Genomic DNA, 18,130 nt, shown 5'->3' with positions numbered 1-18,130 from the left:
CGTGCGGGATCGCCCAAGGCGCTACGATAAGAAAACCGGCTGACGAGGGCGTGCGATGAACGGACAGGCAGGCGATTTCATCAAGGACTGGCAGGTGCTGGCCCAGCAATCCTGGGATGCGTGGCTGCGCCAGTTGCAGCCCCCGCGCGCCGTGGCGCCACCGCCGCCGGGCAACGAGGCATTCGAGCGCACGCTGGCCGGCCTCAAGGGCTGTTTCGACTGGATGCAGGGCGTGGCGGCGGCAGGTTCCAGCCAGCCCGGTGCGGATTGGCAGACCTTGCTGCGCTCCTGGGCAGGTTCCGGCAACCAGCCGTTCACCCAGGCCTTCAACGGCATCGACAATGCCGCGGCGCAAGGCTTCGTGCAGCAATGGCAGGCCTGGCTGCAATCGGTGCAGGCCAACGGCTTCGCCATGCCGGCGACGGCGGGCGGCGGACCGGTGCCGGGCTTCGGCCTGCATCGCGAACAACTGATGCAGCAGCAGGAACTGGTGGCCGCGATCCAGTCGGCGCTGGAGGCGAACGCGCGCTACCAGGAACTGATCCAGCGTGCGAACACGCAGGGCCTGGAGCGCCTGCAGGCGAAGCTCGCGCAGCGCGATGCCGCCAGCCCGCCGATCGAATCGCTGAAGGCACTGTACGACCTGTGGGTGGATGCCGCCGAGGATGCCTACGCCGAGATCGCGCTGTCCGACGAATTCCGCGCGGCCTACGGCGAGATGGTGAACAGCCAGATGCGCGTGCGCCAGCTGCAGCAGAAACAGACCGGCCAATGGTGCCGGGAGCTGGGCCTGCCGACCCGCGAGGAGGTTTCGTCGCTGGGCGAGCGCCTGCAGCAGTTGCGCCGCGAGTTGCGCAAGCAGGGAAGCGGCGATGTCGCGGACGAGATCCTCGCGCTGCGCCGCGAAGTGGCGTCGCTGAAACGCGAGCTTGCCGCGCTTGGCGCCAGGCCGGCACCGGCGCCGGCTTCCAGGCCCGCCGCCAAGCGCGTAGCCGCCGCCAAGGCCAAGCCCGCCGCTTCCGCCACCCGCCCACGCAAGCGCTGACAGGGAGCACACCATGGACATGCCACTCCATCTCGATCCCACGCGGCTGATGCAGGAAATCGGCGAGTTCCAGCGCCGGCTTGGCGCCGGCATGGGCCATCTGCGCGGCATGAGCGAACCCGTCTACGCCAACACGCCGCGCGAACTGGTGCATGCCGAGGACAAGCTCAAGCTGTGGCACATGAAGGGCGACCGCGCGCCCACCACGCGCACGCCCACGCTGATCGTCTATGCGCTGGTCAACACGGTGTGGATGACCGACCTGCAGGCCGACCGCTCGCTGGTGCGCAACCTGCTCGCGCAGGGCGAGGACGTCTATCTCATCGACTGGGGCTATCCCGACGGCGCCGACCGCTGGCTGACGCTGGACGACTACCTCAACGGCTACCTCGACCGCTGCGTGGACGCGCTGCGCGAACGCCACGGCCTGGACGCGGTCAACCTGCTCGGCATCTGCCAGGGCGGCGCATTCTCGCTGTGCTACAGCGCGATGCATCCGGACAAGGTGAAGAACCTGGTCACCATGGTGACGCCGGTGGACTTCCAGACGCCGGACAACATGCTTTCGCACTGGTGCCGCGCGATGGACGCCGACCTGTTCGTCGACACACTGGGCAACGTGCCGGCGACGCTGATGAACTGGGTCTACCTCACGCTGAAGCCGGTGCGCCTGAACCAGCAGAAATACGTGGGCCTGGTGGACATCCTCGACAAGCCCGCGGAGCTGGAGAACTTCCTGCGCATGGAGCGCTGGATCTTCGACTCGCCCGACCAGGCCGGCGAAGCCTTCCGCCAGTTCATCAAGGATTTCTACCAGGGCAACAAGCTGGTGAAGGGTGGGCTGGTCATCGGCGACCGCGAGGTGGACCTGGGCATGATCAGCCAGCCGGTGCTGAACATCTACGCCGAGCAGGACCACCTGGTGCCGCCCGATGCCTCGCGTGCCCTGAGGCACCGCGTGGGCACCACCGACTACACCGAACTCGCGTTCAAGGGCGGCCACATCGGCATCTACGTCTCCGGTCGCGCGCAGCGCGAGGTGCCGCCGGCGATCCACCAGTGGCTGCGCGCGCGCGACTGACCCGACAGGAGCCTCCATGGAAAAGCGTCTCTACCGTTCCCGCCAGAACCGCACGCTGGCCGGCGTGTGCGGCGGCATCGCCGAATACCTCGGCTGGGATCCGACCCTGGTGCGGGTGGCGTGGATCGTCCTCACCCTGCTGGGCGGATCGGGCATCCTGATCTACCTGATCCTGTGGCTGGTGATGCCGGAATCGCCCTGAGGATTCTCTGGTTTTGTTTGTCATCCCAGCGAAAGCTGGGATCCAGTGCCTTCAATTCCTTAGAAAGCAAAGGCACTGGATTCCGGCTTGCGCCGGAATGACGAGCGCGAAACCGGTTAATCAGACCTTACCCTGACTTTCACGTTTCAACTCACGAAGCTCCCCATGGATTACGACCGCTACGACCGCGTCCGCGCCGTGCAATGGCGCGGCGACCACCTCCGTTTGCTCGACCAGCGCCTGCTTCCGCAGGAGGAGCGCTGGATCGATTGCCGCGATCCCGCCGCGGTGACGCAGGCGATCAGGGACCTCGCCGTGCGCGGTGCGCCCGCCATCGGCATCGCCGCGGCCTGGGGCGTGGTGCTGGCCGCGCAGCAGGGCGCGCCGCTCGACGCCGCGCTGGCGCAACTGCGCGCGGCGCGGCCGACCGCGGTGAACCTGATGTGGGCGCTGGACCGCATGAAGGCGTGCATCGCCGCCGGGGCGGATACGCAGGTTCTCGAACGCGAAGCGCAGGCGATCCAGGACGAGGACCTGGCCGCCAACCGCCACATGGGCAGCCTCGGCGCCGCATTGATCGCGCCAGGTTCGGGCGTGCTCACCCATTGCAACACCGGCTCGCTGGCCACGGCGGGTTTCGGCACCGCCCTGGGCGTGATCCGCGCGGGTGTGGCGCAGGGGCGCATCGCGAACGTGTTCGCCGGCGAGACGCGGCCGTGGCAGCAGGGCGCGCGCCTGACCATGTACGAGCTGGTGCGCGACGGCATTCCCGCGAAACTGATCGCCGATTCGGCCGCCGCGCACCTGATGAAGTCGGGCGCGGTGCAGTGGGTGATCGTGGGCGCCGACCGCATCGCCGCGAACGGCGACACCGCGAACAAGATCGGCACCTACCAGCTCGCCATCGTGGCGAAGCACCACGGCGTGAAGTTCATGGTGGCCGCGCCGTCGTCCACGGTGGACATGGCCACCGCCTCGGGCGAGCACATCGAGATCGAATTGCGCGATCCGGCGGAACTGCTCGCCATCGGCGGCAAGCGCGTGGTGGTGGACGGCGCCGAGGCCTGGAACCCGGTGTTCGACGTCACGCCGGCCGGCCTGATCGATGCCATCGTCACCGAGCGCGGCGTGATCGAGCGCCCGACCGAAGCCACGATGCGCGCGATGTTCGCTGCATGAAGCCGAGCCGCGAAATCATCTTGTTCGCGGTCGGCGGCGCCATCGGCTTCGTGGTCGATGCCGCCATCCTGCAGATGCTGGTGTCGATGCTCGGCGCCAATCCGTACGTCGCACAGGTCTTCGCTTTCCTCGTTGCCGCCACGGCGACCTGGTGGTGGAACCGCAGCCGCACGTTTGCGGCGCGTTCCAGCGGCCGTTCGCTGCTGGGCGAATGGCTGCACTGGATGGCCCTGATGGGCTTCGGCGCCGCAGTCAATTACGCCGCCTACGCCGGCAGCCTGCTGCTGTTCCCGTCCTGGCACCGCTGGCCCGTGCTGGCCGTTGCGGTGGGCTCCGCCGTGGCTGCGGTGGTCAATTACGCCAGTGCCCGCGCGATGCTTTACAAGAAGCCCAGGACGCAGGCGTAAGTGTTTGAATTCAAAGCGCGTTTTGCTTGGTCGAAATGCGCGTCTGTGCTATGATCCCGAGATTGCGCGAGAGGCTTAGTCGCAGCACGTGACAGCGCCTCCGGCGCGCTTCGTGCCGCACTTGTTTCGCGCTCCTTTCAGTCCTCCAGGGAAGCCACTCAATGGCAGAACTCGCCAAAGAAGTCATTCGCGTCAACATCGAAGACGAGATGCGCCAGAGCTATCTCGACTACGCCATGAGCGTGATCGTGGGCCGCGCGCTGCCGGACGTGCGCGACGGCCTGAAGCCGGTGCATCGCCGCGTGCTGTTCGCGATGAACGAATTGGGCAACGCCTGGAACAAGCCCTACAAGAAGTCGGCCCGCGTGGTGGGCGACGTGATCGGTAAATACCACCCGCACGGCGATGCCTCGGTCTACGACGCGATCGTGCGCATGGCGCAGCCGTTCTCGCTGCGCTACATGCTGGTCGACGGCCAGGGCAACTTCGGCTCGGTCGACGGCGACAACGCGGCGGCGATGCGTTACACCGAGGTGCGCATGGCGCGCCTCACGCACGAGCTGCTGGCCGACATCGACAAGGAAACCGTCGACTTCGGCCCGAACTACGACGAGAGCGAGCACGAGCCGCTGGTGCTGCCGACCCGCGTGCCGAACCTGCTGGTGAACGGCTCGGCCGGCATCGCGGTGGGCATGGCCACCAACGTGCCGCCGCACAACCTCAACGAGGTCATCGCCGCGACCATCGCGCTGATCGACGAGCCAGCGCTCTCGGTCGACGACCTGATGCACTACGTCCCCGGCCCGGATTTCCCCACCGCCGGCATCATCAACGGCTCCTCCGGCATCGTCGAAGCGTACCGCACCGGCCGCGGCCGCATCCTGGTGCGCGCCAGGACCGAGATCGAGACCGAGAGCAACGGCCGCGAGACCATCCTCGTCCACGAGCTGCCGTACCAGGTGAACAAGGCGCGGCTGATCGAGAAGATCGCCGAGCTGGTCAAGGAAAAGAAGATCGAGGGCATCAGCGAGCTGCGCGACGAGTCCGACAAGGACGGCATGCGCGTGGTCATCGAAATCCGCAAGGACGCGATGGCCGACGTGGTGCTCAACAACCTGTTCCAGCAGACCCAGCTGCAGGTCACCTTCGGCATCAACATGGTGGCGCTGCTGGACGGCCAGCCGCGCCTGCTCAACCTCAAGGACATCCTCGAGGCCTTCATCCGCCACCGCCGCGAGGTGGTGACCCGCCGCACCATCTTCGAGCTGCGCAAGGCGCGCGCCCGCGCGCACATCCTGGAAGGCCTCACCGTCGCGCTGGCCAACATCGACGAGATGATCGAGCTGATCCGGACCTCGGCCTCGCCGGCCGAGGCGCGCGAGCGCATGCTGGCGCGCAAGTGGCAGCCCGGCATGGTGGGCGCGCTGCTTGCCGCTTCCGGTGCGGAGGCTTCGCGGCCGGAGGACATGGACCCGCGCGACGGCCTCAAGGCCGAGGGCTACCAGCTTTCCGAGGTGCAGGCGCAGGAAATCCTCGCCATGCGCCTGCACCGCCTGACCGGGCTGGAGCAGGAGAAGCTGTCCGACGAATACCGCGAGATCCTGGAAACCATCCGCGGCCTGATCGAGATCCTGGAGAACCCGGAGCGCCTGCTCGCGGTGATCCGCGAGGAACTGGAGACGGTCAAGAACGAATTCGGCGACGCGCGCCGCACCGAGATCCAGCATTCGCAGGAGGACCTCAACGTCCTCGACCTGATCGCGCCGGAAGACATGGTGGTCACGCTGTCGCACAGCGGCTACATCAAGCGCCAGCCGGCCAGCACCTACCGCGCGCAACGCCGCGGCGGCAAGGGCCGTTCCGCCTCCGCGCTGAAGGACGAGGATTTCGTCGAGCGCCTGTGGGTGGTGAACACCCACGACACCCTGCTCACCTTCACCAGCACCGGCCGCGTGTACTGGCTCAAGGTCTACCAGATCCCGGAGGCGGGCGCGGGCGCGCGCGGCAAGCCCATCATCAACCTGCTGCCGCTGGCCGCGGGCGAGAAGGTGCAGGCCGTGCTGCCGGTGCGCGAATACGGCGAGGACCGTTACGTGTTCTTCGCCACCCGGCAGGGCACGGTGAAGAAGACGCCGCTCAGCGAATTCGCGTTCCAGCTGCAGAAGGGCAAGATCGCGATCAACCTCGACGAGGGCGACGCGCTGGTCAACGTCGAACTCACCGACGGCAACAACGACGTGATGCTGTTCGCCTCCAACGGCCGCGCCGTGCGTTTCGCCGAGGGCGAGGTGCGCGTGATGGGCCGCACCGCCACGGGCGTGCGCGGCATCCGCCTTGCCGAGGGGGCGCAGGTCGTGTCCCTGCTGGTGGTGGAGCATGCGGCCGAGCAGGCCGGCAGCGACGACGAGGCAGGCGAGGCGGACGAGGCCGAGGATCTGGCCGGCGAATCCGCGTCGCCGTCGGAGACCTACGTGCTTACCGCAACCGCGCGCGGCTACGGCAAGCGCACGCCGCTGTCGAAGTATCCGCGCAAGGGCCGCGGCATCCAGGGCGTCATCGGCATCCAGTGTTCCGAGCGCAACGGCAACCTGGTCGGCGTCGTGTCCCTCGACGAGACGCACGAGATCATGCTGATCTCCGACCAGGGCACCCTGGTGCGCACGCGCGCCGCGGAAATCGCCAAGGTCGGCCGCATCGCGCAGGGCGTCACCCTGATCCGCCTGCCGGCCGAGGAATCGCTGGTCAGCGTGGTGCGCCTGGATGCCGAGGAAGGCAACGGCGAAGAGCCGGCGTCCGAGGGGGACGCGGTGCCGGAAACGGGCCCAGGCGAGGCCTGATCCCCGCCTGGCGCAGCCATGCGACGGAAAGCCCCGGTCCTGTCCGGGGCTTTTCGCATCCGGCATCCGCCCCTCCGCGTCGTCGTTTCAATTTCCCGGGCCACAAACGTCTTGCTTGCGAACGCTCGATGCGGGACGACGACCTTGAACGAAATGCAGCACATCCTGCGCACCATCCCGCGGCCCGGACGGCCGGCGGCATGGCGCGGCAATGGAATGCCGGTGCCCCGGGCCATGGGATACCTGCTGCGCTCGCTGCGTGGCCGCCACGACTGGCATGGCGACGCGGACAAGCGCATGTTCATGGCGGCCAAGTACGTCGCCCGCTGCCTGGCCATGTTCCGCCAGCAGGCGGGTTTCCTGGCCTTCGTCGAGCGGGAGCCGGCGTTGCAGGCATTCCGCCGCCGCGATCCGCGCATGCTGGAACGCCACCTGCATCGCTACCTCCACCGCGGCTGGCACCGCGGCCAGCGCCTCCGGGCGATCCACTGGCATTACCGCCATGTGCTCGCGGCGATGCCGGCGCCGTTGTTCCGCGCGGTGTACGTGGAAGGTGCCGCGCCGCTGGGCCTGCTGACCCTGAAGGACGGCGGTCGGCTGATCCTGAGCCTGCGGCCGCCGATCTTCCTCGGTTGCGAGGGCGAGCTGTGCATCCAGCTCGGCGACGAACTCGGCAATCCGCTGTACAGCATCGTGGTCACGGCCATCGGCGAGGGCACCCTGGCCATTGGCTGCATCCAGGGGCCGGTCGGCGCCGCCGCGCGGGAAACCGTGCGCGAACTGACGCGCAACCTGCATGGCTTGCGCCCGCGCTGCCTGATGCTGGCGCTGGTCCGTGCGCTGGCGCGGCATTGGGGGATGCCGCGGTTGCTGGCAGTCGGCAACCTGGGCCATCCCCTGCGCAATCCGCGCCGCCGCTTCGTGGCGGATTACGATGCCTACTGGAGCGAGCAGCAGGGCAGGACCAACGGCGACGGCTGGTACGAGCTGCCGCTGCGAGCGCAGCCCAGGACCGAGGCGGACGTGCCCAGCCGGCATCGTTCCGCGTTCCGCAAGCGCGAAGCCCTGCGCATGGAAGCCGAGCGCCTGCTGATCGATGCGCTGGGCGCGCTGCCAGGGCATCGGTGCGGGCATGGGCATCCCGTCGACATGCCAGGCTTCGACCACCGGTTGCAGGGGGCGTACGCAAAAGCGTCATGAACCAGCCGCAAGACAGCATCGACACCCTGGCAGCGCCTGGCCATGAAACCGGCGTCGCGGCCCTGTTCCGCGAGCACAACCGTGCGCTGGTCGCGTTCCTGCAATGCAGGCTGGGCTCGCTGGCCGACGCGCAGGAGCTGGCGCAGGAGTCCTTCCTGCGCATGCTCGCGCTGGAGCGCCTGGGGCAGCAGCAGGCCGATTCGCCGCGTGCCTTCCTGTTCCGCATCGCGGCCAACCTCGCGGTAGACCGCCTGCGCATGCGCAAGCTGCGCGACGTGCCGCCCATCGAGGAAGTGCCGGAGCCCATGCCGGAACTGCATCTCGCGCCGGTACCGGAGCGCCATGCGATGGCGTCCGAACAATGGCGCGAACTGCAGGTGGCGTTGCGCGAACTGCCGGCCAAGACCAGCCAGGCGTTCGTGCTGCACGTGCTCGAAGGGCGCGACTTCGACGCGATCGCGCAAACCATGAACCTCAGCGCACGCATGGTGCGCTACCACGTCACCCGCGCGCTGGCACATTGCCGCGCGCGCGTGGTGGAAGAACGGGAGATGCCGTGATGGCCAACACCCAGCAACCCTTCGATGAACCCATGCTGCTGGCCGCCGCCGACTGGTGGACGCGCCTGCGCGACCCGCGCGGCGCCGAGGCGAGCGTGGAGCAATGGCTGGACTGGACGGCACGGGACGAGCGCCACCTGGCCGCCTTCGAGTACGTCAGCGCCTTCGGCGCACGGCTGGGCCGACTGGATGCCACCGCGCGCCGCCAGCTGCTGGGCGAATTCGCGCCCGTCGCCGCGCCGCACCGGCGCTGGCTGCCGATGGCCGCGGCGGCCAGCGTGGCGGCGCTGCTCGTCGCCGGCGGTTGCCTGCTGTGGTGGGGACGCGTCGCCGGCAATGCCGTGGTGCAGGCGACGTATGCGAGCAGCACCGGGCAGAATCGCGACATCGTGCTCGCGGATGGCAGCAGGGTGGCACTGGGTGGCGCCAGCCGCCTGAGCGTGCGTTTCACGGCGGGCCAGCGCCTGGCGACGCTGGAAGCAGGCGAGGCGTACTTCCAGGTGAAGCACGATGCGCGGCATCCCTTCGAGGTCGTCGCCGGCGGCATCACGGTACATGACATCGGCACCGCCTTCGACGTGCGCCGCAGCGGTGGCGAAGTGGCGGTGGCGGTGACCGAAGGGCAGGTGCGGGTGGCCGCCGCAGGCGATGCAGCGAACACGCTGGATGCCGGCGCCGAGCAGCGCGTGGTCTGGAATGCGGCCACGCATGCCCTGAGCCTGGGCACGACCACGCCGGAACAGGCCGCCGGCTGGCGCGGTAACCGCCTGGAATTCGTCGACGAGCCGCTGGCCGTGGTGCTCGCCAGCGTCAACCGCTACAGCGACAGGCCCGTGCGGCTGGAGGGTGCCGACCTGGCCGGGCTCAGCTTCACCGGCACGGTCCATGCCGACGATATCGACGGCTGGCTGCGCGCCTTGCCGCAGGTGTTCCCGCTGCAGGTGGCGATGGGCGAGCATGCGGTGACGCTGTCCGCGAACACGGCTGCCACGCAGCGGCATTGATGGCAGGCACAGGGGGCGGCCAGCGAAGGCCGGTGCAGGCCAGGCGTACCGCGACGCCGTCCAGGCAGCTCGGCTCCCTGCGGAAAAACACCGGATGGCACGTGCGCGCCATGCGCAACGGATGTACCTTGGCGGGGCAACATGGGTGTTGGTTCACGCGGCATCCGGATGGCCGCGTGGCGTTCCGCAGGACGTTGAATGAGCCGGAGGCCACCATGGCACCGCGATTCGTCTTGATGGCGGCATTGCTTCCCCTTTCCTTCGCCGCGTGCGTGCTGGCACAGGACGGCGCCGGCAAGGCACCGGAGTCCCCGCGGCAGGCGTTGTCCGTCCTGGACAAGACCTACACGACGGGACATCCGGATCTCTATTACGAATTCGACGGCATGCATCGCTTCGTGGTGGGGGACTACCGCGGCGCGATGCATTACTTCCGGCTTGCCGCCCGCTATGCCGACAAGCCCTCGCAGCTGAGCATCGGCCTGATGTACCTGGAGGGACAGGGCGTGCCCAGGAGCCCGGTCATGGCTTATGCATGGGTCGCGCTGGCCGCGGAACGGAACTATCCGCAATTCATGGCGACGCGCGATGCCATATGGGGGCAACTGGATGCGGACCAGCGCAGGCAGGCCACGCAGCAGGAGCAGGCGCTGTACGCGCAATACGGCGATCCCGTGGCGAAGTTGCGCCTGGAGCAGGCGATGCGCGACAGCCTTGCCGACATGTCCGCCGGCGGTCTGCGGCCCCACCAGGACGTGGCCGTGTATACATCGACCGGCGGCGGCCAGTGCGCGGGCGGCGATGCAAGGGATTGCGACAAGCTGTACGCGGACTGGTTCTGGAACCCCAGGCACTATTTCGCCACCAGGGATGCGGCGTGGTCGGGCACGGTCACCGTAGGCTCGTTGCAGAAAGCCGTGCCGGCGAAGGCCGGAAACCGCGGCCAGGAGCCTGCCGCGGGCCAGCCCTGAGCAGGGGCGGCGGCGTGTGATTCCCGGCGGGCGGGGCGCGGCGCGCCGTCGCCGTGGCCGCGCGTTGCGGGCTGCCCCACACTTCCCCCCATCCGCATGCCAAACTTGCCGCTTTTACCGGGGGCAAGTGGATGCCATGAGGCGGTTGGGCCTGCTGCCAATGGTGGCTGCCATCGCGGCTGCGGTCGCGCCGTGCCGTGCCGCCGATGCGGCGGCCACCCTGCATTTCGCGATACCGCCGCAGTCGCTTTCCACCGCGCTGATCGCATTCGGCCGGCAGGCGGACATGCAGGTGCTCACGGCGGGCGGCCGGGTCGACCCGGTGCGTTCGCATGGCGTCGACGCCGACTGCACGGCGGCGGCCGCGCTTGGGCAGTTGTTGCAGGGCACGGGGCTGACCTACAGCTTCGTCGATGCCGCGACGGTGGTGGTGAAGCCGTTGCCTGCCGCGTCGAAGGCCGCCATGGCACCCGCCGCGCGGCCCGCCGTGCGGCAACTGGCGCCGGTGGTCGCCACCGGCGAGGTCGACCAGGGCGATTACCTGGTGGACGTCGGCGGCGGCGCCACGCGCGTCGATACCGACCTGCTCGAATTGCCGGCCTCGGTGAGCGAGGTGCCGCATGCGCTGCTTGACTCGCAGCAGGCGAGCAGCGTGGCCGATGCCGTGCGCAACGTGGCCGGCGTGCTGTTCCTGGATGGCGCGGACGCGTTGCCGGTGTTCCTGGTGCGCGGCTTCGAGGTGGGCAACGGCATGGTCGACGGGCTGCCCAACAGCATCGTGTCCTACGGCGATTTCCCGCCGCTGATCGGCATCGACCACGTGGAGGTGCTGAAGGGGCCGCAGGCGATCATCGGCGACGCCTCGGTCAGCAACAATTTCGGCGGCCTCATCAACCTCGTGATGAAGCAGCCGACGGCCACCCCCGTGCACAGGCTCTATTTTTCCATGGGCCAGTACGGCGGCAGCCAGCTGGGCGTCGACCTGGGCGGGCCGCTGGGCAAGGGGGGCGAGTGGACGTATCGCCTGGTGGCCTCCGCCGAATACGCGGACCAGACCCGACAGGGCCGGCGCGGCCAGCGCAACGTCTACCTGGCGCCCTCCATCGGCTGGCAGCGCGGGGCCAACAAGCTGGTGGTGTCGGTGGAGCGCATCGTGCGGCACGAGCCGATTCCCGATTACGCGGTGATGCTGGGCGACAGCCTGTCCAGCGAGACGTCGCCGGGCCTGATGACCGGCAATCCCGGCGACCATTCGCTGTTCCGCACCACCCGCCTGTCGTATGCGTTCGAACACCGCTTCGACGATGTCTGGACGTTCCGCAGCCGCGGCCAGTACGTGCGCCAGGATTCCAGCGTGCAGGAATGGGACCTGGCCGATTTCTCGCCGAACGGCGACGTCGGCCTGCTGGCCGCCGAACGGTATCGATACGACGATGCGTTCTACACCCTGCAGAACGACGTGGTGGGCCGGTTCGACGGCGGGCTGGTCAGCCACGTGCTGGTCGCCGGCTTCGACTACTCGCGCGCCTTGTCCGGCAGCGTGGACGACATGTTCGGCTTCCCGTCGCTGTCCAGCTACAACCTCTACAGCAGTCCGCCGCTGCCGTCGGTGTCCTCCGTGATCGCGACGGGCAACGTCGTCGACCTGCATGCGGCTTCCAGCCCGTGGACGACCGACCACGCGCTGTTCCTGCAGGACCAGATGGCCTTGGGCGGGCGCTGGAACGTGTTGCTGGCCTTGCGGCGCACGACCTACGAACTCACCACGCTGGATGCCGCCGGCAATCCGGTGACGGCGCACAAGTCGCAGTGGGTGCCCAACGCCGGCGTGCTGTACAAGCTCACGCCGCTGCTGTCGCTGTACGCCAGCGCCGACAGCGGCTTCCAGGCCAACGAAGTGCTGGGCAAGGACGGCCAGCCGCTGCTGCCATCGCGTTCGCGCCAGCTGGAGACGGGCACCAAGCTGATGCTGTTCGACCAGCGCGCCATGCTCACCGTGGCGGCCTACCGCACCATGCTCGACCACAGCAACGACATCAGTTCGCCGCGTCCGCCGTATTACGGCATCCCCGGCCCCGGGCAGACCAACCGCGGCGTCGAGGTGGAATTCAACGGCAGGCTGGCGCCCGGGCTGAACCTGAGCACGGCCTACAGCAACGCCCTGGTGAACAATCACGACGGCACGCCGCCCCTCGGCATGCCGCGGCAGCATTTCAACCTGTGGGCCAGCTATCGCCTGCAGGGCGGCCCGCTGCGCGGCTGGGGCGTGGCCGGGGGCCTGCTGGCGCGCAGTGCCAGCCGCAGCGTGCTGTCGGACGGTTCGGCGTACTTCGCCATACCGGGCCAGGTGCAGGCGGACGCGAACGTGTCATGGCAGGGCGCGCGCTGGAGCGTCACCCTGGGCGTGCGCAACCTGTTCGACCGCGACCTGCACGACGTCGAATTCGACGAAACCTTCGTGCCGCTGCATCGCGGACGCAGCGTGCTGCTGAGCGGCAGCCGGGATCTTTGAATCCCGCGCGGCGCCCGCCATGCGCGGCGCCTAGCGGCGGTCGATCGAATACCTGCCCGGGCCGGTGAGGCACAGCAGCAACAGGCCGCCGATGATCGAGATGTTCTTGTAGAAGTTGATCATGTTGGCCATGCGCTCGGCGCCGGCCATGCTCCAGTAGTGGTGCGCGACCAGCGCCGTGCCCAGCGTGTACACGGCCAGCAGCAGGGCCAGCGGCCGCGTCCAGAAGCCGAGCACGATCGCCAGGCCCACGAAGAACTCCATCACGATGACCACGACCGCGGCCAGCGCGGGCAGTGGCAGGCCCTCGGCCGCCATGTAGGCGCTGGTGCCGGCGTAGTCGGCGAGCTTGCTCAGGCCGAACAGCACGAACAGCAGCATCAGCAGGATGCGGGCGACGAGCAGCAACGCGTCCCGCTGGCGCTCGAACAATGCGTATCGCATGGGGTTCCCCTCGGACGATGGATGGCATGGCGGGCCGCAGCCGCGATCGGCCCGGTCATCGGCGTGACGCGGCCGACTATACAGCGGGCCGTCCGGCGCGTTCGCGCGGGGCGTGCGGTCGGCGGGGGAGGGCTTGCCGTTGCCGGTTCTGCAGGTGCGTCGCCGACGGCATGCGTTTGGTGCCGGGCATGGTCTGTCCGGTCAGGCTTGCCCATGGCGCCGCCTGTCCTGCCGGCCGCCGCGCTCAGTCGCTGGGACTGGTGCAGGCGGCAACGCGCGCACCTTCGATGCGCAGTACCTCGTGTGCGTCCAGCGTCACGTTGCCGGTGTAGTGCTGGGACGAGTCGAGCGCGATGCGCCCCCGGCCCGGGCGCGCACCGCAATGGACCTGCCATGCCAGCGCGGTGCTGGCGCGGTGTTCGTCGCTGCGCCGGCAACCGGCGTCGGGCGCCATCGCGTCCACGAAGGTCGCCCACGGGTCGCCGCCGTCGTAGAGGCATTTCCATTTCACCTGCGCAGGGGCGGCATGGCCGTTCGTGACGGTGCGCAGGGTGATCTTCCACAAGCCGGGCATGGCCTGGAAATCGCCAGGATCGGCATGGGCGGCGGAACCCGGCGCGCAGGCGGCGAGGGACAGCAGCAGGGCGAACGCTGTTGCGCGGACATGGCGGGCGGCGGATCGCGCGCTCGGTTTCATGGAGTGCTCCGGGGTTGGCAACGGCAAAAACCCCGTCCACCGGAGTGGGCGGGGCATGCCTTGCCTGGGCTTCAGTTCGGCGCGGCAGCGACGTTGCCGCCGTCTGCCCGGCCGTCGCCATGGAAGTCGAACATGTCCATCAGGTCGCCGATGGCCGGGGCGTTGACCGGCACGTACGGGTTGTTGCGCAGCTGGATCGGGTCCGGCAGGTTGTCGCGGCTGCGACGGGAGATCGTCTCGCCGATGCCCCAGTTGGCTTCGACGAATTTGTCGAACGACACGTGGTCGAAGTAGGTGTGCACCACGCGGCCACCGGTGGAGTACTTCGAGACCACCAGCAGCGGGATGCGCGTGCCGTCGCCGAAGAAATCGATCGGCTGCACGTAGCCGGAGTCGTAGTAGCCGCCGCCTTCGTCGAAGGTGATCATGATCGCGGTGTCGTTCCACAACGTCGGGTTGGCCTGCACCATCTGCACGATCTTCTGCACGTAGCCTTCGTACAGCTCCAGCTTGGACGAGGCCGGATGGCCGTCCAGCAGTCCGTCCGGCTTGGCGATGGCCACGGCGGGCAGCGTGCCGTTCTGGATGTCGCTGTAGAGGTTGTTGATGTCCTGGTTGTTCGCGCGCAGCTTGGCGTTGGTCATGACCTGCGTGGAGTACAGGAACGGATCGCAGATGTTGCAGAAGGTGCCGGCTTCACCGGATTCCGTGCCGTTCGCCCAGCCTTCGCCGTAGTACTTCCAGCTGACGTGGTGGCGGTTCAGCAGCAGCGCGAGGTTCTGCTGGGTGGTCGGCGGAACGGTGTACTGGTCGGCGCCGAGCGGAGCGGCTTCACCCGTGCCCAGGTAGCCGGGGTTGTAGTTGTTGACCAGGTAATACGCGCCGGCCTTGCAATCCGTGCCGCGGAAGGTGTGGTAGGGCAGGCTCTTCAGGTAGCTGCGCACCGCGCCCACGCCCGGCTGGCTGTCGTCGGCGCAATTCACGTAGGAGCCGCCGCTGTAGCCGTCCTGCACCCACCAGTTGTTGGTGCCGCTCTGCGAGTCCGGGTTTTCGATCTGGTTGGCCGGCGGCACGGCGGGGTTGCCGTTTGCGTCGGCGTAATAGATCGCATCGCCGAAGCCCAGCATGATGTGGTTGGCGCCCGTGCCGCCCATCACCGACTGGTGGAAGTTGTCGCTCAACGCGTACTTCTCGGCGAGCTGCTTGAAGTACGGTGCATCGCCCTGCGCCATGTTGAGGAACTGCATCGAGGTGGAGCCTTCCCCGGTGCTTTCGTCGGTGAAGTTGGCGGGCTGCGTCTTGCCGTTGTTGCCGGCACCCATGGTGGTTTCCACCCATGGGAACAGATCCGCGCGGCAGCCGCTCGGGTTCTTCAGGGTGGCGCTGGCGGTGTTGCAGTCCAACTGCTGCCACATCTGGAAGAAGCGATGCACCGGGCTGTTGGCGTAGTCGTTGTAGCTGATCGATGCGTGCATATCGACTGGCGCATTCGGCAGCGTGGCCGGGAAGCGCGTGTCGACCACATCGCCGGGCAAGCCCGTGCCGCCTTCGGCGAGCTCGACGTAATCGGCGCTCGGCAGTGCCGGTTCGACTGCCTCGGCCTGCGCGGCGGAAGCGAGGTAAGGCTGTGTCGGCGCGCCGCCGGTGTTCATCTGCGGCAGGTTGGCGTAGGCGCCGATGCGCGTGGGCGAGTTCGAATAATTGCCGGTCTGGCTCGCCTGCCACTGCTGCGCCCTGGCCACGTTCGGACCGGGCGTGCCATCGGCGTTGACGATGCCTTCGGACAGCAGGTTGTTCACGCTCTGCCCGGCGGGCGGCGTGTAGGTGGCGAAGACGTGGTCGAAGGTGCGGTTCTCGCCGATCAGCAGAATCACGTGCTTGATCGGAGTGCGCGTGCGGTTGCTGGCGTCCTGGTCATCGCCGGGGGTGTGCAGGGTCACGATGCCGCCGGGCAGGCCCTGCACCGGCGTGCTGGAGGTCTTCGGCACGTTGGTGCGGAAGGTGGCGTCGTTTTGCGGGGTGTTCGTCTGTGCGTTGGCAAGGCCGACGATGCCGGTTGCCAACATGCACAGCGCGAAGGGTTTCAAGCGGGTACTGCCGAATTTCCTGGACATGACTGGTCTCTCCTGCCGGCTTTCTGCGCGCCGACTCGAGTGATCCCCCTGATTGCGCCCACGCATGCATTGGCACTGCGCAAGCAGGAGCAGCGTGCGCTGCCTGCATGACGCGCTGTTGGCAATCGCGCGACACGCGGGCCGCGCGCGATGACAGCGCGGCGACAAGTGGTGTGCCGCGCTGCACGGTTGGTGCGCAGGTATTTACGAATGCGCGGGCAGCACGTCGTAGGGCCGCATCATTTCGTTGTCCTCGTGCTCGAGGAAATGGCAGTGCCAGACATAGCGCCCCGGTTCGCCTTCGAAGCGCATCGCGATGCGCGTCACCATGCCGGGGTCGGCGCGCACGGTGTCCTTCCAGCCCATTTCATGCGGCTCGGGCGCTTGCGCGGGGCCGGTGAATTTCAGTTCGCGGCGCGCGTTCCATGCGAACAGGTCGAAGGGACGGCGATCCAGCAACTGGAAGCGCACCAGGTGCAGGTGGATGGGGTGCGCGTCGCCGGTGAGATTGACGAAACTCCAGGTTTCCACGCTGTGCTGGCGCGGATTTTCGCTGACCGGATCGGACCAGCGCTTGCCGTCGAGTAGCATCTGCAGCGCATTGCCGTTGGCATCGTCGGTTTCGTTGAGCGTCATCACGCGGTGCCGCACGGCACTGGCTGGATCGATGCGTGGCACGTCGCGCAACACCGCAGGCAGCGCCGAGGTGTCGCGCTTCGCGCTGTCGCGCACGCGGAATTCGAGGATGCCTTGCGACTGATGGCGCAGCTGCATGGTCTTTCCGGCCAGGCCGGCGAAATCGATCACCACGTCCGCGCGTTCGGCGGGATACAACTCGATGCGCGCGCGTTCCAGCGGCCTGGGCAACAGGCCTTGGTCGCTGGCGATCTGCTGGAACGGCTGGTCGTGCGGGAGCGACAGGTCGAAGAAGCTGGTGTTGGCGACATTGATGATGCGGAAGCGGTACTTGCGCGGCTCGACTTCAAGGTATGGAAAGATTTTGCCGTTGCACAGCGGCAGGTTGCCGTTGCACTGCATGACCCACGGCGCGTCGGGATCGTCGGACACCGGGTAATAAAGCTGCCCGTCCTGCGCCACCAGGCGGTCGCAGAGGACCAGCGGAATGTCGCAGTCGCCGGCGGGCAGGGCCAGCGCCTGTTCTTCCGGATCGCGCACGATGTATGTGCCGACCAGCCCTGCGTAGATGTTCAGCCGCGTGATGCCCATGGCGTGGTCGTGGTACCACAGCGTGGCCGCGTCCTGCCCATTCGGGTAGAGATAGAGCTTCGAATGACCCGGCGTGTACCAGTCTTCCGGATAGCCATCCCCACCGGCTGGCACGCGTGCGCCGTGCACGTGCGTCACGGCGCGCACCGTGGGGTTGGTTTTCTCCGCGCCGTGCAGGTTGTGGTCGATCGGCAGGAAGTGCTGCGTCGGCAAGGCGTTCGCCCATTCGACCAGCAGTGGCTCGCCGCGCCTTGCCTCGATCGTCGGCCCCGGAAACGAGCCGTCGTAACCCCACAGCGCGGTGGGTGGCACGTCGCGATGCAGGCGCGCCTTGAATGCGCGCATCTCCACGCGGTAGCAGGGCAGCTCCTGACCCGGGTAGGCCGGATGCACGCGCCGTTGCGTTGCACATGCCATCGCCGGTATCGGCAATGGATCGACGAAGCGGGCCAGTGAAGCGGGGTTGATCAGCGGCAGCTTGGGCGCCGCGAGCATCGCAGCCGAGGTGCGCGAGGCCATCGGCATGGCCATGGCAGACGTGGATGCCTCCGCCGTGCGCCAGGTGTCGGCCAGGGCGCAGGCTCCGATCAGGCTGCCCGTGCCACGGAGGAATTCGCGTCGCGTGATGGTCATGCCAGCCACCCTAGGCA

The 18,130-nt window shown here is 68.0% G+C and carries 15 protein-coding genes; 11 read left to right on the top strand and 4 right to left on the bottom strand.

The window, feature by feature from the left end:
* Positions 1-55 precede the first annotated feature (55 nt).
* The 11 genes from IHE47_RS14115 to IHE47_RS14065 all read left to right on the top strand — a co-directional run bounded on the left by IHE47_RS14115 (position 56) and on the right by IHE47_RS14065 (position 12,998).
* Positions 56-1,045 carry a poly(R)-hydroxyalkanoic acid synthase subunit PhaE gene (locus IHE47_RS14115; RefSeq protein ID WP_192106892.1) on the top strand — a complete coding sequence of 330 codons (990 nt, stop codon included), beginning with the start codon at positions 56-58 and terminating at the stop codon, positions 1,043-1,045.
* Positions 1,046-1,058: 13 nt separating this feature from the next.
* On the top strand, positions 1,059-2,126 hold the full coding sequence (phaC, locus tag IHE47_RS14110) for a class III poly(R)-hydroxyalkanoic acid synthase subunit PhaC (RefSeq protein ID WP_192106890.1): 1,068 nt from the start codon (positions 1,059-1,061) through the stop codon (positions 2,124-2,126).
* Positions 2,127-2,142: 16 nt separating this feature from the next.
* Entirely contained in the window at positions 2,143-2,328 is a 186-nt protein-coding gene (locus IHE47_RS14105) for a PspC domain-containing protein (RefSeq protein WP_192106888.1), read from the top strand.
* A 165-nt stretch (positions 2,329-2,493) separates the two neighbouring features.
* A complete protein-coding gene (gene mtnA, locus IHE47_RS14100; RefSeq protein ID WP_192106886.1) occupies positions 2,494-3,507 on the top strand; it encodes an S-methyl-5-thioribose-1-phosphate isomerase in 1,014 nt (337 codons plus the stop codon).
* On the top strand, positions 3,504-3,914 hold the full coding sequence (locus IHE47_RS14095) for a GtrA family protein (protein WP_192106884.1): 411 nt from the start codon (positions 3,504-3,506) through the stop codon (positions 3,912-3,914). Before mtnA ends, IHE47_RS14095 begins: the two co-directional genes overlap by 4 nt.
* Before the next feature lie 161 nt (positions 3,915-4,075).
* Positions 4,076-6,751 (top strand): DNA gyrase subunit A, encoded by a 2,676-nt coding sequence (gyrA, locus tag IHE47_RS14090; RefSeq protein ID WP_192106882.1) that lies wholly within the window; start codon positions 4,076-4,078, stop codon positions 6,749-6,751.
* Positions 6,752-6,985: 234 nt separating this feature from the next.
* Complete coding sequence (locus tag IHE47_RS14085) at positions 6,986-7,951, top strand: DUF535 family protein (RefSeq protein WP_192106880.1); 966 nt, start codon at positions 6,986-6,988, stop codon at positions 7,949-7,951.
* Positions 7,948-8,511: a sigma-70 family RNA polymerase sigma factor gene (locus tag IHE47_RS14080; RefSeq protein ID WP_192106878.1), complete on the top strand. Its 564-nt coding sequence runs from the start codon at positions 7,948-7,950 to the stop codon at positions 8,509-8,511. The genes IHE47_RS14085 and IHE47_RS14080 overlap by 4 nt, the downstream gene beginning before the upstream one ends.
* A complete protein-coding gene (locus tag IHE47_RS14075) occupies positions 8,511-9,515 on the top strand; it encodes a FecR domain-containing protein (protein WP_192107222.1) in 1,005 nt (334 codons plus the stop codon). Before IHE47_RS14080 ends, IHE47_RS14075 begins: the two co-directional genes overlap by 1 nt.
* A 215-nt stretch (positions 9,516-9,730) precedes the next feature.
* A complete protein-coding gene (locus IHE47_RS14070) occupies positions 9,731-10,486 on the top strand; it encodes a sel1 repeat family protein (RefSeq protein WP_192106876.1) in 756 nt (251 codons plus the stop codon).
* A 160-nt stretch (positions 10,487-10,646) separates the two neighbouring features.
* Positions 10,647-12,998 (top strand): TonB-dependent receptor, encoded by a 2,352-nt coding sequence (locus tag IHE47_RS14065; protein WP_192106874.1) that lies wholly within the window; start codon positions 10,647-10,649, stop codon positions 12,996-12,998.
* A 30-nt stretch (positions 12,999-13,028) separates the two neighbouring features.
* Here the strand turns inward: IHE47_RS14065 and IHE47_RS14060 are convergent, their stop codons facing one another.
* The 4 genes from IHE47_RS14060 to IHE47_RS14045 form a co-directional block, all read right to left on the bottom strand.
* On the bottom strand, positions 13,029-13,442 hold the full coding sequence (locus tag IHE47_RS14060) for a DoxX family protein (RefSeq protein WP_192106872.1): 414 nt from the start codon (positions 13,440-13,442) through the stop codon (positions 13,029-13,031).
* Between the two features lie 244 nt (positions 13,443-13,686).
* On the bottom strand, positions 13,687-14,139 hold the full coding sequence (locus IHE47_RS14055; protein WP_192106871.1) for a hypothetical protein: 453 nt from the start codon (positions 14,137-14,139) through the stop codon (positions 13,687-13,689).
* Between the two features lie 71 nt (positions 14,140-14,210).
* Complete coding sequence (locus tag IHE47_RS14050) at positions 14,211-16,253, bottom strand: alkaline phosphatase family protein (RefSeq protein ID WP_192106869.1); 2,043 nt, start codon at positions 16,251-16,253, stop codon at positions 14,211-14,213.
* 204 nt (positions 16,254-16,457) lie between these two features.
* On the bottom strand, positions 16,458-18,113 hold the full coding sequence (locus tag IHE47_RS14045; protein WP_192106867.1) for a multicopper oxidase domain-containing protein: 1,656 nt from the start codon (positions 18,111-18,113) through the stop codon (positions 16,458-16,460).
* Positions 18,114-18,130: the final 17 nt, after the last annotated feature.

Origin of the sequence: Rhodanobacter sp. DHB23, assembly GCF_014842975.1 — a bacterium.
Taxonomy (GTDB): Bacteria; Pseudomonadota; Gammaproteobacteria; order Xanthomonadales; family Rhodanobacteraceae; genus Rhodanobacter_A.
This window is presented reverse-complemented; position numbering and strand designations above follow the sequence as displayed.